The organism is uncultured Gardnerella sp. (assembly GCF_947280595.1).
Lineage (GTDB): Bacteria > Actinomycetota > Actinomycetes > Actinomycetales > Bifidobacteriaceae > Bifidobacterium > Bifidobacterium vaginale_A.
The window spans coordinates 41,585-66,080 of record NZ_CAMYOS010000008.1; the positions used below are offsets into that span (position 1 = coordinate 41,585).

23 protein-coding genes and 1 riboswitch are annotated in these 24,496 nt (G+C 41.0%); of the genes, 2 read left to right on the forward strand and 21 right to left on the reverse strand.

Annotated features, from left to right (window positions below; genetic code table 11):
- Positions 1 to 270: 270 nt before the first annotated feature.
- From Q0X59_RS03745 to Q0X59_RS03775, 7 genes are all read right to left on the reverse strand, one after another.
- Positions 271 to 2,925 (reverse strand): ATP-binding cassette domain-containing protein, encoded by a 2,655-nt coding sequence (locus tag Q0X59_RS03745; RefSeq protein WP_297643272.1) that lies wholly within the window; start codon positions 2,923 to 2,925, stop codon positions 271 to 273.
- A gap of 25 nt (positions 2,926 to 2,950) precedes the next feature.
- On the reverse strand, positions 2,951 to 3,550 hold the full coding sequence (locus Q0X59_RS03750) for an ECF transporter S component (RefSeq protein WP_075523584.1): 600 nt from the start codon (positions 3,548 to 3,550) through the stop codon (positions 2,951 to 2,953).
- A 44-nt stretch (positions 3,551 to 3,594) separates the two neighbouring features.
- A riboswitch (TPP riboswitch) is annotated at positions 3,595 to 3,697 on the reverse strand.
- 178 nt (positions 3,698 to 3,875) lie between these two features.
- Positions 3,876 to 5,243: a dipeptidase gene (locus Q0X59_RS03755; protein WP_297643274.1), complete on the reverse strand. Its 1,368-nt coding sequence runs from the start codon at positions 5,241 to 5,243 to the stop codon at positions 3,876 to 3,878.
- Between the two features lie 85 nt (positions 5,244 to 5,328).
- A complete protein-coding gene (locus Q0X59_RS03760; RefSeq protein WP_297643276.1) occupies positions 5,329 to 6,135 on the reverse strand; it encodes a DUF4191 domain-containing protein in 807 nt (268 codons plus the stop codon).
- Positions 6,136 to 6,214: 79 nt separating this feature from the next.
- Entirely contained in the window at positions 6,215 to 6,832 is a 618-nt protein-coding gene (locus Q0X59_RS03765; protein ID WP_297643278.1) for a DUF3043 domain-containing protein, read from the reverse strand.
- A 343-nt stretch (positions 6,833 to 7,175) separates the two neighbouring features.
- On the reverse strand, positions 7,176 to 8,282 hold the full coding sequence (locus Q0X59_RS03770) for a hypothetical protein (RefSeq protein WP_297643281.1): 1,107 nt from the start codon (positions 8,280 to 8,282) through the stop codon (positions 7,176 to 7,178).
- 341 nt (positions 8,283 to 8,623) lie between these two features.
- Positions 8,624 to 8,761, reverse strand: a complete 138-nt coding sequence (locus tag Q0X59_RS03775) for a hypothetical protein (protein WP_297643283.1) — start codon at positions 8,759 to 8,761, stop codon at positions 8,624 to 8,626.
- A 203-nt stretch (positions 8,762 to 8,964) separates the two neighbouring features.
- On the opposite strand from Q0X59_RS03775, the gene sufU reads away from it, so the two are divergent.
- Both sufU and Q0X59_RS03785 read left to right on the forward strand, forming a co-directional pair.
- Complete coding sequence (sufU, locus tag Q0X59_RS03780; protein WP_297643285.1) at positions 8,965 to 9,630, forward strand: Fe-S cluster assembly sulfur transfer protein SufU; 666 nt, start codon at positions 8,965 to 8,967, stop codon at positions 9,628 to 9,630.
- 31 nt (positions 9,631 to 9,661) lie between these two features.
- Positions 9,662 to 10,123, forward strand: a complete 462-nt coding sequence (locus Q0X59_RS03785) for a metal-sulfur cluster assembly factor (protein ID WP_075523692.1) — start codon at positions 9,662 to 9,664, stop codon at positions 10,121 to 10,123.
- A gap of 309 nt (positions 10,124 to 10,432) precedes the next feature.
- Here the strand turns inward: Q0X59_RS03785 and Q0X59_RS03790 are convergent, their stop codons facing one another.
- The 14 genes from Q0X59_RS03790 to Q0X59_RS03855 all read right to left on the reverse strand — a co-directional run bounded on the left by Q0X59_RS03790 (position 10,433) and on the right by Q0X59_RS03855 (position 24,496).
- Entirely contained in the window at positions 10,433 to 11,818 is a 1,386-nt protein-coding gene (locus tag Q0X59_RS03790) for a SufS family cysteine desulfurase (RefSeq protein WP_297643318.1), read from the reverse strand.
- A gap of 134 nt (positions 11,819 to 11,952) precedes the next feature.
- Positions 11,953 to 12,729, reverse strand: coding sequence for a Fe-S cluster assembly ATPase SufC (gene sufC / locus Q0X59_RS03795; RefSeq protein WP_103043479.1), 777 nt, complete (start codon positions 12,727 to 12,729; stop codon positions 11,953 to 11,955).
- A gap of 30 nt (positions 12,730 to 12,759) precedes the next feature.
- Positions 12,760 to 14,052: a Fe-S cluster assembly protein SufD gene (gene sufD / locus Q0X59_RS03800; RefSeq protein ID WP_297643320.1), complete on the reverse strand. Its 1,293-nt coding sequence runs from the start codon at positions 14,050 to 14,052 to the stop codon at positions 12,760 to 12,762.
- Positions 14,053 to 14,123: 71 nt separating this feature from the next.
- Positions 14,124 to 15,638: a Fe-S cluster assembly protein SufB gene (gene sufB / locus Q0X59_RS03805; protein ID WP_297643289.1), complete on the reverse strand. Its 1,515-nt coding sequence runs from the start codon at positions 15,636 to 15,638 to the stop codon at positions 14,124 to 14,126.
- A 403-nt stretch (positions 15,639 to 16,041) separates the two neighbouring features.
- A complete protein-coding gene (locus tag Q0X59_RS03810; RefSeq protein ID WP_103043543.1) occupies positions 16,042 to 16,854 on the reverse strand; it encodes a DeoR/GlpR family DNA-binding transcription regulator in 813 nt (270 codons plus the stop codon).
- 157 nt (positions 16,855 to 17,011) lie between these two features.
- Positions 17,012 to 18,205 (reverse strand): quinone-dependent dihydroorotate dehydrogenase, encoded by a 1,194-nt coding sequence (locus Q0X59_RS03815; protein WP_103043477.1) that lies wholly within the window; start codon positions 18,203 to 18,205, stop codon positions 17,012 to 17,014.
- Between the two features lie 39 nt (positions 18,206 to 18,244).
- Positions 18,245 to 20,593, reverse strand: a complete 2,349-nt coding sequence (locus Q0X59_RS03820) for a transglycosylase domain-containing protein (protein ID WP_297643294.1) — start codon at positions 20,591 to 20,593, stop codon at positions 18,245 to 18,247.
- Between the two features lie 253 nt (positions 20,594 to 20,846).
- On the reverse strand, positions 20,847 to 21,269 hold the full coding sequence (gene rplQ / locus Q0X59_RS03825; protein WP_297643296.1) for a 50S ribosomal protein L17: 423 nt from the start codon (positions 21,267 to 21,269) through the stop codon (positions 20,847 to 20,849).
- Between the two features lie 79 nt (positions 21,270 to 21,348).
- Positions 21,349 to 22,344, reverse strand: coding sequence for a DNA-directed RNA polymerase subunit alpha (locus tag Q0X59_RS03830; RefSeq protein WP_297643298.1), 996 nt, complete (start codon positions 22,342 to 22,344; stop codon positions 21,349 to 21,351).
- 79 nt (positions 22,345 to 22,423) lie between these two features.
- Positions 22,424 to 22,822: a 30S ribosomal protein S11 gene (rpsK, locus tag Q0X59_RS03835; protein ID WP_075523699.1), complete on the reverse strand. Its 399-nt coding sequence runs from the start codon at positions 22,820 to 22,822 to the stop codon at positions 22,424 to 22,426.
- Positions 22,823 to 22,906: 84 nt separating this feature from the next.
- Positions 22,907 to 23,284, reverse strand: coding sequence for a 30S ribosomal protein S13 (gene rpsM / locus Q0X59_RS03840; protein ID WP_075523700.1), 378 nt, complete (start codon positions 23,282 to 23,284; stop codon positions 22,907 to 22,909).
- Positions 23,285 to 23,453: 169 nt separating this feature from the next.
- On the reverse strand, positions 23,454 to 23,567 hold the full coding sequence (gene rpmJ / locus Q0X59_RS03845; protein ID WP_082266282.1) for a 50S ribosomal protein L36: 114 nt from the start codon (positions 23,565 to 23,567) through the stop codon (positions 23,454 to 23,456).
- Between the two features lie 22 nt (positions 23,568 to 23,589).
- Entirely contained in the window at positions 23,590 to 23,808 is a 219-nt protein-coding gene (gene infA / locus Q0X59_RS03850; protein ID WP_075523701.1) for a translation initiation factor IF-1, read from the reverse strand.
- 127 nt (positions 23,809 to 23,935) lie between these two features.
- Positions 23,936 to 24,496: an adenylate kinase gene (locus Q0X59_RS03855; protein WP_075523702.1), complete on the reverse strand. Its 561-nt coding sequence runs from the start codon at positions 24,494 to 24,496 to the stop codon at positions 23,936 to 23,938.

Sequence of the window (24,496 nt, forward strand, 5' to 3'; positions counted from 1 at the left end):
TCTGCCAAATCTTAAATAAAGCAGGCTAGACTGATGATAAGCAAACTACGCGGCATCTACTTATCGAAAGCATACAAAACATAAATTTATGCATAATAATGGACATTTTCACAAGATATAAGCACAATACAAACGCAATAAGAACGCAATAAGAACATTAAATAAACACATAAAATACTAGTGAAGTGTGTAAATTACTCCGAGAGCTCAGCCCCATTTGATAGGAAAATCCTGTAAAACAAACTATACATAAAAAATAATAATTTACTTTTAATTACTTCCACCAAATAATGCGAACGAACCTGTGTATATAGAAACAGCTAATGAAATCAACGGAATAATCACACAAACAATTACTAAAATCCAATCGCAAACTTTTACTTTGCTAATTCTTGCATGAGATCTTGGATTAAATCCACCAAATCCTCTAGCTTCCATTGCTACAGCCAAAGTTGTAGAACGCCGAATTGAAAGAACAAGTAAAGCAAACATTTGAGGGAAAAATGCCTTTAATTTATTTCCATCTCCAATACCGCGAGATCGCCTAGAAGCGCTTAAAGCTCGCCAATCATCTTGTAATACGTTAAACATTCTAATTCCAGCTAATCCGCCGTACACAAAACGATCAGAAAAATGCAATATTTGACTAAAAGCATCTGCTAAATCAGTTGCATCTATTCCTATCACCGTTACGATTGATGGAATTCCAATAGCCAAAATTCTTAAAAATGTTGCAAGAGCTAAAGATGAGGATCTGTCTGTAACATGAATCATTCCCCACTGAAACCAAGTGTTTCCACCAGATTTACCATAGAGTAAAACAGTAAGAGCAGACATTGGAGCGCCTATCCACACAGGCCAAGATAAGTAAGCAACTTTCCAAGGCGGAATTTTTATGCAAGCAAAAATAATGAACTCTAAGGCTAAAGCACAAGATGCAGAAACGCAATCAAGAGTGAAAAGCAATGGTATTGAACAAAGAAATGCGCCAATCATTCGATACACAGGATTCATAGATGCAAGTAACGGAGAATAGCTTGATTTCCTTGGATTTTCGGAACGCAAATTAACGTCACTCACACTAATTTTAGATGTATTACTTGCGCTTGAAGATAATTCATCTTTAAACGAGTCAGAATCAGAATCAAAGTCAGAGTTGTCAGAATCAGAGTCAGAGTTACGCGAGTCACAAGAACTATTTTCTGCACACAACTCAATCACGCGAGCGCCTAAAGCATTAACTAATTCTTTATCGTGAGTCACAACAATAATGCAAATTCCATCTTTATGAAGACTTTCAATTAAATTGATAATTTGCAACCATGTTTTGCGATCCTGACCAAAAGTAGGCTCATCTAAAATAATCACACTAGGAGCAGCAGCCAAAGACGCAGCAACTGTAAGTCTACGTTTTTCACCACCTGAAAGCGTGTAAGGATTTGAATCAGCATATTGAAGCAAGCTAAATCTTTTAAGTAAAGATTCGGCTTGCTTTCGAGCATCTTCATCGCTCATACCTGTTCTAAGTGGTCCGAGCATAACTTCTTGCAAAACAGTTCCACAAGCAAATTGATGCTCAGGATTTTGAAATACATACGAAATGCGCTTAGCTAATTGAGATGATTTCCATTTAATAGGATCAGTTCCATTAAGACCATTTGAAAGCTTATCGCTTGCAACAACACTTCCGCTTAAAGCAGGCAATAATCCTGCTAAAGTAAGCGATAACGTTGATTTTCCAGCTCCATTAGCTCCAACTAAAGCTGTAATTTGACCAGATTTGAACTCTAAGTTGATATGCTCTGCAATAGGTTTATCTGTATGACTTATAGACAAATCCTTAGTTGAAAGAACTACGTCACCATTTGCATTAGAAGAGTCATAATCTAATTTATAAGATATATCATCTGACTTTTTATAACGCGATGGCAACCAAATACCAAGATCTGTAAAATCTAAATCAGATCTATTAAAAACTTCATCAGGAGTTCCATCAGCTACTATAATTGTGCGAGCAAACGAGGAACGCGCAATATCATCATCGTGGACTTCTTCTAAAGATTCAGATTCTGAAATATCTTCATCTAAACCTAAAACCACAACCCTATCAATCATGTCAATCCACGGTTCAGCATGATGCTCAACAAGTAACATTGTTGAATGAGCAGAATCTAAAACATTTTTAACAGCTTTAACAACTTGATCGACTCCATTGGGGTCAAGATTTGCTGTAGGCTCATCTAAAAGCAAAATACTTGGCTTCATTGCCAACGCTCCAGCTAAAGCCAAACGCTGCTGCTGACCACCGCTTAAATGCGATGTTGAACGGTGTAATTGTAAACCTTCCAATCCAACTTTTTTAAGGCTTTCATTGACTTGCTGCCAAATCAACTCGTGAGGAACGTTCATATTTTCTAGACCAAAAGCAACGTTATCTCCCAATCTTTGGAAAATTGCTTGAGAATCTGGATCTTGTAATACTAATCCAACTTTTCCTATAGCTTGACGAACAGGAATATCGTCAACGTACACACAGCCTTCGCTTATTCCACCATCTTCATCTTCTACTGGAATCATTCCGTTTGATTCTTTTGATTCTATTGATTCTTCAGATTCTTTAGATTTGATTGATTCTTCAGATTCTTCAGATTTTTCAGAAGATAAAATAACGTTACTGCCTATAATTCCGGCAGCACCTGCAAGAATAGTGGATTTTCCTATGCCTGATGCTCCTAGAAGCAAAACTTTCTGCCCCGCTTCAATAGTGAGATTCAACCCACGAACAGCGAAATGTTTGCGAGTTGCATGACGATAACCCCAATTATCGAAACGTAGTTGAGCGTTACAAGAATCCGACGGAAGGAATGTTTCGGAATTCTTAATATCTTCTTCTCTTATAGCTTCTGCTTTAGAGTCATCAGGCATAGTAATCCTTTTATGGCAATGATATTTAACGACCGGATGCGAAGGAACTTAACGCGCCAGTTTCACGTATTCCCTTATATAAGAACCACATAAGAAGACCTGCAAACACTGCTCCTGAAACAGCGCTTGTAATAAGATACGTGATTCCGTAACTTCCTAATAAGTCAATACCTTGCAAGTTCTTAACAAAGCTAAATGCCCAAGAACCAACACCAGAAATAGCTCCAGCAAGAGTTGCATACCAAATATTCCAATGCTTATAAAGCAATACGAGGAATACGATTTCTGCACCAACACCCTGAACTACTGCAACAAGATACGTATCTAAAACGCCCCAAATATTACCCATGAAGCCTTCAATAACACCAGCAAGTACTTCAGCATAAAGAGCAGCGCCAGGCTTACGAACTATGATTGCAGCTAGAGGGCCTGCAAAAAGCCACAAGCCGTTAATTAAACCAGCCATTCCAGGAGTTATTGACTCAAGGAAATTCCAAGGTACTGTGCAAAAAGCTGAAACAACCCAATAAATTACAGCAGATACAACAGCTATTGCGGAAGCTACTGCAATATCAGCAACACGCCACCTTAAGCTTAACTTACTAGAAATATTTTCTTCTGACATAATAGTGCCTTTCTTTCATGTGTTACAAAACGTAACACAACTTGAGGCACGGGAAACAGACCTCCGTGCGCCAGCATTATCTGGATTCACGTTCAAGCGGTTTTTCTCAGCTTTTCTCGTGTGAGAAAAGCACCCGTGTCCGTTGGAGAGTTTACGGCATTGCGTAGACTCAATTAAAATTTATGCGATTTGCGTTTAATTTGACAATAAAATAACGCTTTAACTAATCAAACTACTTAGCCAGTCAGGCTTACTTAAATATATTAAACCTACTTAAGCCAAGTCAAACATACTTAAGCCAAGTCAAACTTACTTAAATCAAAACTTACTTAGCTAACCTGTCTAAAAGCAAAGCTTCAGTCACAATATTTGATTGCAATCCAGAAAGAGAAATAGACTCGTTCGGACTATGAGCGTTAGATTGAGGATCTTCTGGTCCTGTCACTAAAACTTGAGCTTTCGGGAAAATGCGCTGCAATTCTGGAATAAACGGAATAGAACCGCCTTCGCCTTTGTTAATAGGTTCAACACCAAAAGCATCTTTCATAGAAGCTAAAGCATCTTTAGTAGCAATAGCAGAAGGATCCATAGCCCATCCCATGCCATTATCTAAAGGCTCTACGCTAACTTCAGCTCCAAATGGAGCGTGAGATACTAAGAAATCACTTAAAGCTTTTTGAGCATCCTCAGGACGCTGGCAAGGAGCTGTTCTAAGAGAAAGACGCAAACGAGTTTCATGAGCAATAACATTAAAACTTTCTTCAACTGGATGAGCATCCATGCCAATTACTGTTAAGCTTGGTTTAGTCCACATTCTTGAAGCCAAAGATCCTGTGCCTGCAAGCTTATAAGAATCAACTACAGATGAATCAGCGCGAACTTGATTCTCGTCTAAATCACGTTGCAAACCACCAATTGGCTCTTGAGATTCAATTCCAGGAACAGCTAAATCGCCATCCTTGTTATAAAGCGAAGCAACAAGCATTGAAGCAAGCGTGTAAGCGTCTAAAATCGGACCGCCAAATTGCCCAGAATGAACTTGATGATGAAGAACTTTAACTTTAACATCTAACGTAGTATTTCCACGCAAGCTAGTTGTAAGGCTTGGGATATTTGCAGACCAATTACCAGAATCAGCTACAATAATCACATCTGAATCAAACTCATCTTTATGTGATTCAATGAACGGTATGAAGCTAGGAGAACCCATCTCCTCTTCGCCTTCAATAAATACTTTAATATTTACACACAGTTCATCGCTCAAAGCTTTTAGAGCACCATAGTGAATCGCGATTCCACCACCATCGTCTGCACTGCCACGCCCATACAAACGACCATCTATTTCAGTGCCTTTGAAAGGATCTGTGTTCCACTCGCTTTTATCTGGAACAGGCTGAACATCGTGATGAGCATAAAGTAACACTGTTGGAGCGCTAGGATCCACAATTCGAGAGCCAACTACTTCAAAAGCACCATCAGTTCCATCTGGATTTTTTGACTGTTCAACTCGAGCATCAACACCTACTTCACGCAAAACTTTAGCAACATACTCTGCAGAAACGCGCATATGTTCTCCAGTAATGCCTTTAGCAGAAACAGCACCTAAAGAAATCTTCTTATTTAACACACAAAGCACGTCATCGAAAACGTTTTTGACTCTCTCACGCACATCTTCAACTGCTAAACCAGCCATGAATCCTCCAAAATCTAGTTGAAAAAGCTAAAATTGCTAATAATTGCAAATAATTCTTGCAAGCTTTTCATAAAAACAATTAAATTTACTTACCTCGCATAGCACGTCTGCTTATATGCTGTTTTTTAGTAGGATCTATGCCTTTAGGAATACCAAATCCGCTTTTGCTTTGCAAAGTACTTAAACGATTGTTCACATTTGCAAGTTCTAGTTTAGTCATAAAGAATCTACGGCGTGGGTGAAGTTTCGCTAATAACACAAACTTATGATTCGTTTGCTGATAACTTTTTGCATGAAGTACTTTATCTCGCAAATCTTTAAGTTTTACTTCTTTTTCGCTTTCACCTATAACGAATTTATACACTGGAATTAAAGATCCTAATGTTATGTGCTTAATGCTTTGCTCTTGACGATTCATTGCATTCATAACGCGTTCATAATTGCCTTCGCCAATGAGAAATATGCCATTATGACCTGTTCCGCGCCAAATTGCGTCTTTAGTGCGAGGATCTACCCAAATCGGCTGCTGTGGGAATGAGAATCCGCCTTTATTTATAGATGAAAGTATGCCTATTGCAGCTCCAGATTTGCCTTCGAGTCGAGCATAGCCTACTTTATCTGCTCTTTTAGTTAAAACAATTGTAAAAAGTAAGAATCCAAGCATTATTGCTGTGATCATCATCATAATAAAAGTGATAATTGACCAATGCAACAAGAATCCAATAATTAAGCCTAAAACAACAGGAGCTAGGAATGCTAACGCAAGAAACCATGGCAACTGCTTATCATCACTGTGCGTATATTTATATATTCGTATGATTTGAGAAAAAATATTATTTCGCGAGCTTTTAGCTTTTGCTGCTTTTGTGTTATCAGAATTATTTTTTGCCATGTGTAAATCCCTGATATTTGCTTGTTCTACTATTTAATCAATAATAACTATGTTTCAATACTAAACGAATAAAACTAAGTTATTTAGGCCAAACTCCGTGTTTCTTGTATCGAGGTTTCGGCAATCTCCAGCGCCGTAATTGTATTGCGCGACTCCAAGCATATGTGAAAGATCTAGAAGAACGGCTTACTGATTGCGGACCGTATTTGCTAATCAACTCTTTGCGAAGTCTTCTCCACATAATAAATACGTCTATTGCGCAAATAAGCAAATACACATAAAGCACAACTGTTAAAATAACGCTTATTATTCTCATGCTTACGAACGAGAAAGACATGATTATAACCATAAGAACAAGTGAAAATGGAATAAAATATTCGCCTATATTGATTCTCGCATCAACGTAATCACGAATGTAAACACGCCAAGGCAATTGCTCATACTTCGGCATATGAGCTAAATCTCCAGAACGCATAGCTTCATACTCTGCATTTTCTTTTTCACGTATGCGTATGCGATTGCGGCGCGCGCTTTCTTCACGATCAACAGGAACAATAGGACGCAATTTTTGCGCTTGCGATACATTTCTTTTAGGTGTAGGAGCGTTTTTTTGACGATTGTTTTTAAGTTGTTGCTGAGACTCGCTATTGCCATCGCGAGCTTCAGCGGATTTTTTGGCAAATGGATTCCATTTCATGTTTGCAGATTACCTAACAGACTAGACGCTTAAAACATAATACTGTTTAAACAAGTTGCAATAAAAAAGGCTTTTGGTTGAATACCCCTAGTAGTATTCAGCCAAAAGCCAACGCACTTAACTTTAAAAACCTATAACAATAGCCTTAACACTAGGAAGAAAAGAAAAACAGCAAACTAGTATTAAAAACAGTAAAGTTATAAAGAATTTAGTAAAACCAGCATGAGTTTCCCTACAAAACAACACGCCAAGCAGTTAAGTGCAAGAACAAAACTTAGGCTTAAACACTAGAAACTTAATATTTAAGCCTAAGTGATACACACAAAACTTTAAAAGCTAAAGCTTAGTGACGGATCTTGCGAACAGCAGCGCCCATGCCAGCGAGGAGAGCAGCAGCCAAAGCAGCGAATGCTACACCAACACCAGTCTTGCCGAGCTGCTTCTTGCCCTTACGACCCTTGGTGTTAATGTGAACGCCGTGCTTGCCTTTATCCTTAGAATTCTGCTTGTTTTGCTTGTGATCGTTCTTGTGATCGTTCTTGTGATCACTCTTGTGACCGCTTGGAGTTACCTGGCTAGAAGCCAAGCCAAGCTTGAAATCATCAGCATCAAGCTTAAGGAACTTTGGATCCTTCAAAACATCAGCATCATCACCAAGACCTTCATAAGCAGTCTTGTACTCGCCATCAACAAAGCTGTTATACTCTTCCAAAGCTTTAGTGAAAGCAGCTTCAACAGCAGTGGACTTAGCATTAGCCTTATTAAGCTGAGCTTCAGCTACTCTCTGAGCCTTCTGCAATTCCTTTAAGCGCTTAGCATAAGCTGTAGTCTTCTGGAAATCCTCAGAAGCATTATCCTGGTAATCTTCCAAAGCACGGTCTGCAGCTTTCTTAGCTTTCTTAGCTTCTTCAACAGTCTTCTTGAAAGGAGCATACTTATCCCAAGCTTTATTCAAAGCAGTACGCTTCTCACCAAGCTTCTTTTCAGCGTCAGCAAAAGCTTTCTTCTTAGCTTCCTTAGCTTTCTTCTCTTGCTCTTCCTTATATTCCTTAGTAGTAAAATACTTAAGCTGTACTTTCTGCAAATTCTCTTCAGCAGCCTTCTTAGCAGCAACAGCTTCTACATACTTGTAGCCACCTGCTACTTCAGTATTATCAGCTTTCTTAACTACTTTCTTTTCAGCTTCCTTTACTTCGTAGCCATCTTTAGCAGTGCCGTCTTCTTTCAAAGCAACTGCAACAGTGTCAGTGTAATCAGCCTTACGAGTAGCTTCAGCAGTAGCAACCTTGCCTTGAGCTTCAGTAAGTTCCTTCTGGAAGTCAGCTTCAGTGTATTCTTTAGGTTCGTTAGCAAAAGCTGGAGCAGTAGCAACTACTGGAGCAGCAAAAGCCATGCCGGCGAGCAAAGTAGCGCCAGCAGCAAAAGCGGCAATAGCCTTCTTATTTAACATAATATTTCCTTTCTTCTTCTCCTCCGCACTAGGGTATGCGAAGAAAAATTTGCGCCACGATTAACTTCACGTCAATCGCAGTATCGTCAGCCATAAACTAGGGTTAGCTAACGTTTGCTTTTAAGATACCCCCCCCCCCGTTTGAAAAAGTCAAGAGCCAACCAACTGACACTTATCCACAATTTCAATAAAATAAACTAAAAAATAAAACTAAAACAAGCAAAACATCGTAAAAAATACAAAAACACCAATGTTTTTATATTAAAAAATATGTTTTCAAGAATTTTCAAGAATTTTCAAGAATTTTCTCAGGAAACTTTAAGGAAACGCATTAAAGCATGCTAAAACCTTGCAAAATCAAGGATTTTACACACACAAATACTCAACACGCCCGAGCATGTTCCTTCTCCAAGAGCAACCACAGCATTTACTAAAACGCCACCAGCTCTCCACAGCACTTCCTCCACCTCTTCCACCACACCACTTCCACCACACAACCCCCTCCCAACTCCCTCCATACTCACTCCCTACTCCGTTACCACTACCTTTCCTCACCTTCCACCACACCACCCACTTCCACCATTCCCTCCACCACTTCCACCACACACTGTCAACAAACACATATTATTGGTAAAATCAATGCGAGTTCATCAAAGTGTTTAAGCTAAATCAAGGAGCGCACATGTTTGATATAAGCGTCAAAGCAAACAGCGACAGTTTAGAAAGCATGTATCAAGAAGTAATTCTAGACGCTGCAAGAAACCCTCATGGAAAAACTCATTTTGACATCACAAACGCACTTGAGCAAGCAGAACCACAAGAAACACAAGAAACACAAGAAACAGACGCTAAGAACTCCACTGAATCTAAAGAACAACAAACTTTAAAGTCAGAAATAAAACTAAACAATACTCACGAAAGTTGCAACATAAAAGAGCACACGCAATCAAAACAATCTTTAGGTCAATCGCATCAATTCAATCCAACTTGTGGAGATGAAGTGACTATGCGAGTAACACTATCTTACGAAAATGCTAATGAACAAAATCCAATAATTTCAAGCATAAAATGGGACGGCCACGGTTGCTCAATCTCACAAGCAAGCCTTTCAATGATGGTAGATCTAGTTGAAGGAAAATCCGTTGACGAAGCACTAAAACTCGCAAAGCTGTTCCACTGCCTTATGCAATCTAAAGGAGCAGGCTTAAGCAACGAAGATGAAGAAAGCGCCCTAGAAGACGCAATTGTTTTACAAGGTGTTTCACGGTATCCGATGAGAATAAAATGCGCGCTTTTAGCTTGGGAAGGCTTAAAAGACAGTATTGCAAAGGCTATGCAAGACTTATAGAATCTTATAAACAAGAAAAACAAGGAATATTATGGAAGAAAATCACGCGCAATCATCACTTAACGCTAAAAATATTGGTCGCGTTAAAGAAGAAGACATACTAGACGCTTTACATGACGTTGTAGACCCCGAACTAGGAATTGATGTAGTTGACTTAGGACTGGTTTACGGAATTGAACTTGATGAACTTGGGCGCGCGATTATAACAATGACGCTTACAACTCCTGCTTGTCCTCTTACTGATTTGATTGAAGATGAGTGCGCAAGCGCACTAGTTGGACTAGTTGACGAATTTAGAATCGACTGGACTTGGAAACCACGTTGGAGCGTTGAGGACATAAGCGAAGATGGACGCGCTCAACTTGAAGCTCTAGGCTACAATCTCAGCAATTTGCAAGCCAACTTTGCGTTAGGCGCGAAATACAGTTCAAATCCTAATTTGCTTTACTCTGATTCACAAGAACCTTATGCTGGCATTCCGCCAACCGCATAAAATTTACTAAATTGCATAAGCTGCAAGATTTAAGATTATTGACACAGTAAATTAAGTATAGATTGTGTACTAGTGAGGTGCGGAAAATACTTAACGAACAATAAAAAGCGAAACGGTATTAAAGAAGTTACACCTAATCCAAACTCTTTATAAAACTAAAGTAAGCTAAAATCTACCTTTTACTACCACAAGCAACAACATTTAAACATGCGTAAAAAGTTGAAGCTCCTGTGAGGTAAGTATTTCCCACACCTCACAACAACAGTTAAAAAACAATAAGTTCCAAAAACAGATTCGATTATTTAAAAATCACACTCCAAAATAGTTACGAACTAAAGATACTGCTTTAACTAGCGCGCGAGCTTCATCAATAGTGTTGTAAACACCAACGGAAGCGCGATTAGACGCATAAACACCAAAATGCCTATGAATAGGCTGAGCACAATGATGCCCAACGCGAATTGCAATTCCTTGCGCATCCAAAAACTGCCCAACGTCATGAGGATGCACTCCATCAACTTCAAAAGAAACAGTTCCAATGCGATTATTCAAATCAATCGGTCCAAGAACACGAACTCCAGGGATATCTTTTAATTTCAGCAATTCTGCAGCAATCTCATTCTCATGTTTTGCAACACGATTCATATCTAGCGAACGAAGCCAATCTGCAGCAACTCCAGAAGCAACCATTTGCGCAACAGGCTGAGTTCCAGCTTCAAATCTGTAAGGAGCATCCATGTATTGCGCTGGTTTATTCAACCAAGCAAGCTCAACCATTGAACCACCAAAAGACGCAGGTGGAAGAGCTTGAAGTAAATCATGCTTTCCATACAAGAACCCAACTCCAGTAGGACCATACATTTTATGAGCGCTAAAAGCTGCAAAGTCAACATTTAACGCATGGAAATCAACGGGAATGTGTGGCACAGATTGGCATGCATCGAGCACAAAAATCGCCCCAACTTCGTGAGCGCGCTTGCAAATCGGCGGAACGTCTGTAATTGCGCCAGTAACGTTACTAATATGCGTGACTGCAACTATTTTCGTGCGCGAGTCAATTATAGTTTTTAAATAATTTGAATCAGTTCGAACTCGCCCATCTTCACTAACATCAATCCAACGAAGTTCAGCTCCAGTACGAAAAGCAAGCTCTTGAAAAGGCAAAAGTACAGAATGGTGATCTGCACGCGATACTACTATTACATCTCCTTCGTGAAGAGCAAAATTTTTGCGGAAATCAGCAGAATTATCGAAATCAGCAGAATTAGCGAAATCAGCAGAATTAGCGAAATCAGCAGAATTATCACTGTCTTTTTTGTAAATTCTAGCTTTCGCACTAGCGTTACCAATAGAAGTTGCAAGCAAATTCAGCGCGCCCGTAGCACCAGGAGTAACAACAATTTCTTCGCGCCCAGATTCGGCGCAAGCTCCAACAAGTCGCGCAATTTTCGCGCGAGCATCTTCAAACGCAATCGTGCTTAAAGCTGCTAACTCGTGCGCTCCCCTATGAACAGATGCGTTAATAGTTTCGTAAAACTCGCTTTCAGCATCTATTACAACTTGAGGTTTTTGTGCAGTTGCTGCAGAATCTAAGTAAATAAGCGGCTTTCCGTGCATAGTATCGTAAAGCGAATTGCCATGAACTGTGCGGCGTAAAATCGGAAACTGTGCGCGCAAATCGCTAAATTCTCGCATAATATTTTCTTCAGTCATATTAAACCGCCAACTTACGCTTTTATTACGCTTTTTATACCAAACCATTAACGCTATTCTGAACGATTTCGTCATGAATATAGATAGACTAAAACTTAAAGCACGTTTAAGAGCGCTTAAGCAAGCGCAGACTCAGTAGAACCTTCAGGCAAATACTTATCATAGCCTTCTTCTTCCAGCTCGTCTGCAAGCTCAGGTCCTGCAGTCTTCACAAAATGACCTTGAGCAAAAACATGCACAATATCTGGCTTAATATACTTAAGAATTCTCGTATAATGCGTAACCATCATAATACCCAAGCCAGTATTCTCTTTCGCTCTATTCACGCCCTCAGAAACAATACGAAGCGCGTCAACGTCTAGACCAGAGTCAGTTTCGTCTAAAATAGCAAATTTTGGCTTCAAAAGCTCTAGTTGCAAAACTTCTGCACGCTTCTTTTCACCGCCTGAAAATCCTTCATTAACTGAACGCGATGCAAATTTCGGATCCATACGAAGTTTTTTCATAGCATCGCTAAGTTCTTTCACCCAGCTTCTTAAAGATGGAGCAATACCGTCAACTTCTGTTTTTGCAGTGCGAAGAAAATTAGTCATAGAAACACCAGGTACTTCCACAGGGTATTGCATTGCAAGGAACAACCCAGCTTTTGCGCGCTCATCTGGAGTCATTTTCAAAATATCTTCACCGTCAAGCAAAACCTGACCGGAATCAACTTCATATTTCGGATGCCCCGCCAAAGTATAAGCAAGAGTAGACTTGCCGGATCCATTAGGACCCATAATTGCGTGAGTTTCTCCAGAATTAACAGTAAGATTTACACCTTTTAAGATTTGCTTTCTGCCTTCTTTTGTTTCTACAGACGCATACAAATCTTTAATTTCCAAAGTTGACATTATTTTCTCCTATTCTTCAGTTCTCGCAAGTTAGTTTTGTTCAGGATCATTTTGCTTAGAATCTACTGATTTAGCAGTATCCTCAGTTCGCGCAAGACGACGCTCAATCGCATTCATTAAATGATTTACAATTTCTGGAACACCAATTTCTTCAATCAACTCGTTAAAGAATCCACGCACTACTAGCTTTCTCGCTTCAATTTCACTGATTCCGCGCGATTGCAAATAGAAAAGCTCTTCATCGTCAAAACGACCAACAGAACTTGCATGACCAGCTCCAATAATATTTCCATTTTCAATCTCCAAATTCGGCTCAGAATCGGCGATTGCTCCAGGAGTCAAAACTAAATTACGATTCAATTCATACGAATCAGTACCAGGAGCTTCAGGCTTAATAAGCGCGTTTCCAACCCAAGTAGAATGTGCTCCTTTACCTTCTAAAGCACCCTTATACACTACTCTAGACTTACATTCCGGATAATTATGCACAACCATAGTGCGATGCTCAACATGCTCTCCAGGATCAACAAAATACATGCCAAGCATATTCAAATCACCTTGCTCGCCACCAAAATCTTGATCCATACGAATACGAACAACATCTCCACCAAGAGTGACCATTGTGTGACGAAGCGAAGCGCCTAAACCTACGTGAATACGCTGATTTCCAACGTGCTTACTGCCCAAACCCCACTCTTGAATAAACGTTGTAGAAATATGAGAATGCTCACCAAGTATGATTTCTGCGCCTTCAGCAAGTTTTGCACAGCCGGTATGTTCGATAATAATATCTGCGTTTGCACGAGAATCTGCTTCGACTACTAAATGCAGTGCGTCAAGCGTATTAACATTATTACCCTGAATTTTAAGTACGATTGGCTTTTTGATTTCGCCAGATACATGAAGTACGTGTGCTTGTTTCGCTACATTCCAAGCAACTGCAGAAACTCGATCTGACGGCTTTAGATTTGTATGTGGAGCATCTTCCTTCTGTTTTACACTTAAACTTACTTTACCAAATTCGCCAATATAATCATCGTCTAAATCAACTCCACCAACGCCTTCAAGCTTTACTTGAAGACTATTAGCCGGCTCAAAACACTCGAAAAACTCGGAAATTCGCTCTACTGGAGTATATCTCCAATCTTCCTGCTTACGCGTTGGAATCGCAAAATCATCCACGTTAAAAGATCTCACAGATTTGTCGGCACTAGAAGGCATTGCTGCAGGAACAGCGTACGGATCTAGAGGATCTGAAACAGGAATTGCTATTTCTTTTTGATTCATGTTATTGCCCAAATTTTTAGTTAAATTTTCGCTCAAATTATTACCAACTTCATTGCCAACTTTATTGCCAACTTTATTACCCAAATTCTCGCCCAAATTCTCACACATTATCCAACAGAACCTTCCATTTGCAATTCAACTAATCTATTAAGCTCAAGTGCATACTCCATTGGCAACTCGCGACTAATCGGCTCTACAAAGCCACGAACAATCATTCCCATAGCTTCTTTTTCTTCAAGCCCACGGCTCATCAAATAAAATAGCTGATCTTCAGAAACCTTGGAAACAGTGGCTTCATGAGCCATAGAAACGTCATCTTCACGAACATCAACATGAGGATACGTATCTGACCTTGAAAAATCATCAACAAGCAATGCGTCACACACAACAGAGGAACTAGATCCTTTAGCACCTTTAACAATCTTCACAAGACCACGGTAAGCAGAACGCCCACCACCACGCGAAATAGACTTAGCAACAATCGTAGAACTCGTGTGCGGAGCTAAATGAATCATTTTTGCGCCTGTATCTTGATATTGCCCACGACCTGCAAAACTCAAAGACATTGTTTCAGCTTTAGCATATGGTTCTGCAAGAATACAAGCAGGATACTTCATAGTAGCTTTAGATCCAATATTTCCGTCAACCCACTCCATTGTGCCACCTTCACGCACATAAGCGCGCTGAGTGACTAAATTATAAACATTATTCGACCAATTTTGAACAGTTGTGTAACGAACTCGAGCATGCTTTTCAACAATAATCTCAACATTTGCAGCATGAAGTGAATCCGTAGAATAAATTGGAGCAGTGCAACCCTCTACGTAATGAACGTAAGAACCTTCGTCTGCAATAATAAGCGTGCGTTCAAATTGCCCCATATTCGGCGTGTTAATGCGGAAATAAGCTTGAAGCGGAATATCAACATGAACGCCTTTTGGTACGTAAACAAATGATCCGCCACTCCAAGCAGCTGTGTTAAGAGCAGCAAACTTGTTGTCGTCAACTGGAATCACAGTTGCAAAATACTTTTTTACAAGCTCCGGATACTTTTGAACTGCTGTATCTGTATCTACGAAAATCACACCTTGAGATGCCAAATCTTCGCGAATCGAATTATAAATAACTTCAGATTCATATTGTGCAGCAACACCTGAAACTAAGCGCTTTTTCTCAGCTTCTGGAATACCCAAGCGATCATAAGTGTTACGAATATCCTCAGGCAAATCATCCCAAGTTTTCACTTGATCGTGAACAGGACGCACGTAGTACTTGAAATCATCTGCATCAAAACCGCTTAAATCAACACCCCAATCCGGCATAGGCTTTTGTAAAAAGGCGCGATATCCTTGCAAACGAAGATTAAGCATCCACTCGGGCTCGTTTTTATCTGCAGAAATCGCACGAACAACAGATTCATCAATACCCTTTTTTGCAGCCTCGCCGGCAGCATCAGAATCATGCCAACCGTAATTATATTCACCAAATTCAGCTACAATCTGCTCATCTTTACGAATCTTTTCTTCATTAACGCGAGCGCGATCAGCCACATACTGGCTCATTTCCACGTCTGCAGCTGTATTATTTGCTGTATTGTGAAAATCATTCGCATTAACGCACATAACGCCTCCAATAGCGCAATTCACTAAGGGTAAATGTAGTAAAAACACTTACCCTAACATCTATAAATTATCCCTAATATAAAGGTTACATCGAGAAAGCTCGCAGCGGTATAGAATGCATAACGCAAAACGTAATTTTTATCACAGTAACACTTAATGAAATAGCAAGAATGGAAAGATGGGATAGAGATATGGGAAATAAATAGGTGGGAAATAGCGAGAAGAAATGTATATAAAAAATAAATAGATGGGAAATAGCGAGAATGGAAATAGCAACAGGCGCATCTTCCTTGATACACCTGTTACGCATTAACAAATTAAATTATACTTACAACGCAATATTAAATTACGCTAAATCCACTATCTAGATTCACCAACTAGATTTACTATCTAGATTCACTATCTATATAGTAACAGAACGCGACTCTATCTCTTCTCTTGTAGGAGCAAGAACTAAATCTTTAACTAATTCACGAGTACGCAACTGACTACTAGGCTCTAAACCGTCATCTGTAATAACAACATCAACTTGATCAAATCGCGCAAAAAGCGAAAGAGAAGTACACTTCCACTTAGTATGATCAGTCAAAATAATAGTGCGATCCGCAATATCCATCAAAGCCATATCAGTAGCAGCTTCAAGCGAATTTGGCATAAGGAATCCACGCGGCAAAGAAACTGAATGAGTTCCCAAGAACACAGTATTAACGCGCAATGATGCCACAACTTTATCTGCAATAGGACCAACAAGCGAATTCGAACGCGTAATAACACCGCCAGTTACAATAACCTCAACATCCTTTGACTCGAGCGCTTGAACTAACTCCGCTACAGGAATTGAATTAGTTAAAATAGTAATTCCTGCAGCTTGACGCGACTCTAACAAATGCTGAGCAAACACATACGCTGTAGTGCCGCCACCAATAGCAATAACATCTCCAGGTTGCACATAATCCACTGCTTTACGCGCAATAGCATCCTTCAAGCCAATATCCATTTGAGATTTTACAGAAAATAAAGGCTCACTTAACAACGTATTAGTAGTTACAGCACCACCGTGTACGCGTTTAAGTAAACCCTTATCAGACAACTCGCTTATATCTCTACGTATAGTCATGGCACTTACTGCAAGTTCTTTAGATAAAGCAGTAATACGAACTGCACCGCGAGTACGCAGACGATTCAAAATCAAATGTTGACGCTGTGAAGAAATCATATTAACATTATCGCACACATATACGCAAAAAACAAACTCAATTGAGCGTTTCTATGTGCGAAGTGCAATGCAACGCACAAATAAAAGCAAATAAGAGAATCTACACGCAAAAAACGCACAAAATCGAACGTAATTAAAATACGATAATTAACTCGTCTTAAGCGTCAACACCAACAGCATCAGAAACATGCTCATAACCATCCGCTTTAAGCAATCTAGCTAAACCACGCTTAAGAACGCTAATCTGCTGAGGTCCTCTATACATAAGAGAAGAAATAAACATCACTAAATCAGATCCAGCACGAATCTTCTCATATGCTTGACGAGGAGTAGAAACTCCACCAACGCCAGCAATCGTAAAACGATCTCCAAAAGCAGCGCGAGTTTTGCGAATAAGCTCATTACTTGCTTTATAAGCAGGAGAACCAGAAATACCACCTTGCAAATCAGAAGGAATATTCAAACCTATGCGATTCTTACGTAAATTCGCAATAGTTACTCCATCAACTTTATGCTCGTTAAGAACATCTAAAAGCGACTTAAACTGCTCCCAGCCCCCCGGCAATTCCAAAGGCATTTTAACAAGCGTTGGCTGAGACCGCTCAACTTTATCTAACACTGTAAAAAGCTTATCCAATGCATCAGGATCACTAAAAGGCTCTCCAGCGCGAGTATTCGGGCACGAAATATTCACTTCAATCATCGAAGTGCGATCAGCTGCACGCTCAAGAGATATACGATAATCTTCAATTCCTTCGTCTAAATCGCCGACTAAATCGTCATTTGTACGCGCAATAGACACAGAAATCACCATAGAGCGCATGGAAGTAAACGCCTTTTCAGCGCGAGAAACAACAGCATCACAACCGTCATTACTTAAACCAGCATGCACAAGAATCGAATCATACTCAGGAAAACGGTGATACCAAGGCTTTTCATTACCTGCACAAGGACGCGATGTAGTAGATCCAACTGTTTCAAAACCAAATCCAGCATTATCTAGAACATACGTTAAATCACAATTTTTATCTAATCCAGCGCTTAAACCAAAAGGATTATCAAAATGCAATCCCATAACATCAGTTTCAAGCACAGGATCAGTGTAATTGAGAGTCGATCTTAAAAGCCACATTAGCAACTGGTTATTTTCGCAAGATTTGCACAACGCAATCATGCGATCGTGAGCTTCATCTGGAGGAATGTTAAAAACCATATGAGGCTTAATCACATGTTTATAAGCAAACGTAAACAAATCCGTTGCAGCCATATTAACCGCGTTCGCGAGCGCATTATTAGAAACGTATTTCTTAAGCGACTTTTTTGAGCCTGAAGCTGAATTTACAGTTGTCATACTCTAATATTAAAGCTCAACTCAAATAACAGCAAATTTTTAATCATTGCCTTCTTCGCCAGCATCTCCTGCGCCACCATCTCCGGCACCGCCTGTACCGCCGGCACCGCCAGTGGTAGTTTGCTCACCAGATTGAGATCCACTACGCGAATTGCGTTGCTCACGAGCAGCTTCACGCTGAGCATCTGCATCACGCTCAGCTTGACCCTCATCATCTTGCAACCTTCTATAACCTGAAGGCATAGAGCCACCAGCCATAAAATCAGGATCTGGCTGTCCGTAATCATTATCTTGCGGAATATTAGCTGCAGAAAGATAATCATTCATAAACGCTTTGAAAGCAGGCGCTGCAATAGTTACACCATACCAAGTACCACGGCGAACACCTTTAATAGTCGCTCCATTAAAGCTCTTAGGATGCTCAGCATTACCAATAGCAACGAAAGCAGCAACTTGATTAGGAACAAAACCACCTGTAAGCATATAAGTATCCTGGTTAGTACCAGTCTTAGCAAAAGTCTTACGACCATTAGCAAGCTGTGCAGGACGAGCTACACCACTAGGCTGAACAACACCTTGATTCATAGCAAAAGCTACAGTTTGCGCAACCTTCTTAGGAATTGCTTGATGGCAATGAGCGCTTGGAACACGCAAACGTTTTCCGCTTTTATCTACAACTCGCTTAATTGCAATAGGATCACACTGAACTCCATTAGCCCCAATAGTCGCATAAGCATTAGCCATAGTAAGTGGAGAAGCTTGAACAGAACCAATTAACATAGCCGGATTCATAGAGTTCTTAGAGAACACATCTTCCTGACCGTACGGAGAATTATGGTATCCAATAGTTCTAGCTGCTTCAGCAACAGCACACAATTTAATTTGAGAACCAATAGCAGCCTGAATAGTGTTATGAGAATGAACAAGACCCATTAAAGGAGTTTCAACACTGACATTTCCACCACCAGCGTTATGAACAGACCAACGTCCTTGTCCACGATACCTTGCACAAGAAAAATCTGAATTATTATACAAAGTGCTTGTATGCAAAGGCGTGTTTATTGATTTGCCTGCTAAAAGCCAAGCAACCATATTAAACGGTTTCCAAGTAGAACCAATCTGCCAGCCAAGACCGCCACCGTCACGTTCATCAACAGCATAGTTAATAGCAGTATGAGTTGGATCTAGCCTTGCAGCATCAGTTGCATCATAAATACGATTGCTACCAAATCCAAGAACTTCACCAGTACCAGGCTTAATAGCTGCAATCGAAACTTCAAATCCGCTTTTATCATTGACAGGAACAGTATCACGAGCTGTTTTCATAGCAGCTGCATTTGCTTTAATATCCATTGTGGAATAAATATCAAGTCCACCTTCGTTAAGCAACTTTTTACGTGCTAAAACACTGCTACCAAACTCACGAGAATTAAGAATTTTCTTAGTTACATAATCGCAGAAGAACGCTGAGTCACCAGCAGCTTGACAACCAATATGAGATATATTTCTTTGAATATTCAAAGTATCTTTAATAGGAGTTGCACAAGCTTTATCGTGCTCACTCTTGGAAATAAAACCTTGACGTAACATCAAATCCAAAACAGTATTACGCTGAGTTTGAGAAGCTTTTTGATTGCTTTCAATTGAAGGATCAAAACGCGAAGGATTCTTAGTAATAGCAGCAATAGTAGCAGATTGTACAAGATTAAGATCAGCAGCAGTAGTATTGAAATATCGTTTTGCTGCCATCTCAACGCCATACAAATTATTGCTACCAAATTGCGCTATATTTAAGTATCCTTGCAAAATTTCCAGCTTTGAGTACTTTTTCTCAATTTGGATAGCTATAAGCATTTCTCGCAACTTGCGAGCTATAGTTCCTTCAGACGCATGATATTCAGAGATAGGATCGTTATCGTCATGCGCTTTAATCATAAGAACATTTTTTACGTATTGCTGTGTGAGAGAAGATCCACCTTGCATACTTGAATGCCTAATAAAAGTTTGAACAAATGCGCGCATAACACCTTGCACATCTACACCTGAATGTTCAAAAAATCGGCGATCTTCACGAGCAACCATTGCTCGTTGCATGTATTTTGAAATTTTACGTAAAGGAACAACAGTACGATTTTGAGCATAAAATGTTGCAATCACAGTTTTACCGTCTGCAGCAAAAATACGCGATTTCTGAGGTAAAGCTGTAACGTCAAAATCTATTCCATCAACTCTAAGTGAAGGCACAACAGACTTCACTACGCTGTTCACGCTCATAACTCCAGGAACGAATAATATACTTAATGCACCACCGCCGCACACGCACAATAAAACGTACGTGAGGAACAGTGCTAATACACGATGAACAGTAAGTGAATTCTTTTTAGGCATGCGTACTATTCTAAAGGTTTCCCTCTACTTGATAAACATTTAAACATTTATAAAACATTTATAAAACATTTATAAACTTTAACATTTGAATATTTTAAACTTGAACATTTAAATATTTATAAAAAACGAGCCAGGAATAATCCTGACTCGTTTAAGTTAAATTTCGAGGTAATTATAAAAGATAATCATAAAACATAATTGCAAAAGCAACTAGAATCACAATATATCTAACTCACTATACCCCTGCGGCCTATTAAGCCTCTGCAGCCACCTTCGTTGCAGCTTCAGCTTCTTTAACGACTGCCTTCTTTGGGCTTACTGGCTCAACAACAAGCTCAATAATAGCCTGTGGAGCAGTATCGCCACGGCGAGGAGCAATCTTCACGATGCGGGTATATCCGCCTTCGCGTTGCTGCATCTGCTCAGCAATCGAAGTGAAGAGAGTGTGAACCACGGATTTATCGCGGATCACGCGCAACACGCGACGACGTGAATGCAAATCGCCACGCTTAGCGAATGTAACCAAACGCTCAGCAAGTGGACGAAGACGCTTTGCCTTTGGCAGAGTCGTCACAATACGACCGTGCTGGAAAAGGCTGGTCGCCATGTTGGCCAGCATCAGGCGCTCATGAGCTGGGCTAGAAGCCAGACGAGGGCCTTGTTTCGGTGTAGGCATTGTTACTCCTTATTGCCGTAATATTCAGGTGGGCATCAACCCGAACATCCGAACACTACGGCGATTGCAGGGATACTTCTTACTCGTCTTCAGGAGAGAAGAAAGTACCACCTTCGAGATTATTGGCGTCAAAGCCAATCGGTGAAGCCTTCAATGACAATCCCATGGATTGCAACTTTTCTTTCACTTCATCGATGGATTTCATGCCGAAATTACGAATATCGAGCAAATCCTGCTCAGTGTGAACAACCAATTCACCGACTGTATGAATACCTTCACGCTTTAAGCAATTGTAGCTACGTTGCGTAAGATTCAAATCTTCAATCGGGATAGCCATTTGGGAATCAGCTTCCTCAGTGGCAGGAGCTGGACCTACTTCTACGCCTTCAGCCTCTTCGTTAAGCTCACGGCAAAGACCGAAAAGCTCAACTAAGGTTGAACCAGCGGATGCAACTGCATCACGTGGAGAAATAGCCGGCTTGGTTTCCACATCCAGGATGAGCTTATCGAAGTCCGTGCGCTGTTCCACGCGGGTAGCTTCGACCTTATAGCTCACCTTTAATACTGGTGAGTAGATCGAATCCACAGGAATGCGACCGATTTCGCTATTCTCCTGCTTATTCATCTGAGCTGGAACATAGCCACGGCCGCGCTCAACAGTAAACTCAATCTCAAGTTCACCATCTTCTGCGAGAGTAGCAATATGCATCTCAGGATTAGCAATAGTGACACCAGCCGGAGGAGTAATATCTCCAGCAGTTGCTTCACCTTTGCCATTCTTTCGAAGATACATAACTACTGGCTCGTCGTACTCACTAGTGAGCACAATACCTTTGATGTTCAGTAGGATTTCAGTGACATCCTCTTCAACACCTGGCAGAGTCGTAAACTCATGAAGAGCACCAGAAATACGTACCGATGTAACGGCAGCTCCTGGAATAGAGCTCAACAATGTACGACGCAGCGAATTGCCGAGCGTGTAGCCAAAACCTGGCTCCAACGGCTCAATAGTAAAGCGAGAACGCTGGGGATTCAGTGATTCCTCGGTAAGTGTCGGACGCTGTGCGATAAGCACTTTGGTATCCTTTCAGCTTCTGGTCGGTGGTGCACTCGCCGCCCATAAGCGGGTTGGATGGATGGATTCGTAAGAGTGCTCAGACGCGGCGACGCTTTGGTGGGCGTACGCCGTTATGCGCTTGCGGGGTGACGTCGGTAATAGAACCAACTTCGAGACCCGCGGATTGAAGGGAACGGATAGCGGTTTCACGACCGGAACCTGGACCCTTAACAAACACATCGACCTTCTTAAGGCCGTGCTCCATAGCCTTGCGAGCAGCAGCCTCAGCGGCCATACCTGCAGCGTAAGGAGTCGACTTACGGGAACCCTTAAAGCCGACATCACCACCGGAAGCCCAAGAAAGGACTGCACCGGATGGATCGGTGATGGAGATAATCGTGTTATTAAATGTTGACTTAATATGCGCCTGCCCAACCGGTACCGACTTGCGGTCCCGGCGACGCGGCTTGCGCGAGGCTTGCTTTGCAGCTGCCATTGACCCTCGTTTCCTAATTACGAATGAGTTGGTAATGTCTAGGCGATGGAAATCAACCCGTGGCCTAGAGCCGACCACCGACTACTATCGGGTGGCCTTCTTCTTCCCGGCGACAGTACGCTTTGGACCCTTACGGGTGCGAGCATTAGTCTTAGTACGCTGACCACGCACAGGAAGACCCTTGCGATGACGCTGGCCTTGATAGCAGTTGATCTGAATCTTACGACGAATATCGGCGTCGATTTCACGACGCAAATCGCCCTCGATCTTGTAATTAGCTTCGAGATAATCACGCAAGGTGATCAATTGATCATCAGTAAGATCCTTGACGCGGGTATCCGGATTAACACCGGTCGCGGCAAGCGTTTCCTTAGCGCGAGTACGTCCTACACCAAAAATATAAGTGAGGGCGATCTCAATGCGCTTCTCATTGGGAATATCTACTCCGGCAAGACGTGCCATTGTAATTCCTTTACTGTTACGCAGGTCGTGCACCAAATCTTCCGCAATTACGGCCTGGGCCTGCGCACCCAGGGTTCAGTACTATATCGCAACTTTAACAGCTGAAACATTTGTTAGTACTGTGATTTAGTGCCTTTCTTATTTCTTTATTTCCGCGATGGGAATCTACTCAGCCCTGACGCTGCTTATGACGTGGGTTGGTGCAGATCACCATGACGCGGCGTTTGCGTTTGATCACACGGCAATTGTCGCAGATCTTTTTAACACTCGGGCTGACCTTCATGGTTTTCCTTTTTTCTTGTACCTTACTTGTATCGGTACGTAATACGCCCACGGTTCAAATCGTATGGACTCATTTCTAACACAACACGATCTTGCGGCAGAATACGAATATAATTCTTACGCATTTTGCCTGAGATTGTAGCGAGCACGATGTGTTCATTCTCAAGCTGCACGCGAAACATTGCATTTGGTAATGCTTCAACTACTCTGCCTTCGACTTCAATCACACCGTCTTTTGCCATGAGCCTCGTTCCGTTCCTTGGACATAATACTTTGCGCGTCCGAAGACACACCAATCTTTAATAATACAGCAAAAGCGCCCAATACGACACACGGCGTGTCGCACTAGGCGCAAATAATCAAATTAGTTCAGCTCAAAGATTGAATAATGCGATGACTAATATCACTCACATCACCAACGCCATCAACCTCAACTAATTGGCCACGACTATCGTAAATATCAAGCAATGGCGCTGTTTCACGCTCATAAGTTTCAAGACGCTTAGTAATCACTTCAGGAGTATCATCAGAACGACCTTGCTCAACTGCACGCTTTTTCATACGCTCAAAAAGCACGTCACGCTCTGCTTCTAAAGCAATCACGTGATCTAAAGGAGTACCAAGCTCTTCAAGCATAGAATCCAAAGCCTTAACTTGAGAAGCGTTACGAGGATACCCATCAAGAATCCAGCCATTCTTTGCATCATCTTGAGCCAAACGATCCTTAACAATGCTATTTGTAAGCTCATCAGGAACTAACTCGCCTTTATCAAGATATCCTTGAACTTTCTTTCCGAGCTCAGTTTGATTTTTAAGATTGTACCGGAAAATATCTCCAGTAGATATAGCAGGAATACCGTAATGTTCACTCAACAACGCAGCCTGAGTACCTTTGCCAACGCCTTGCGGTCCCATAATCAGCAATCGCAT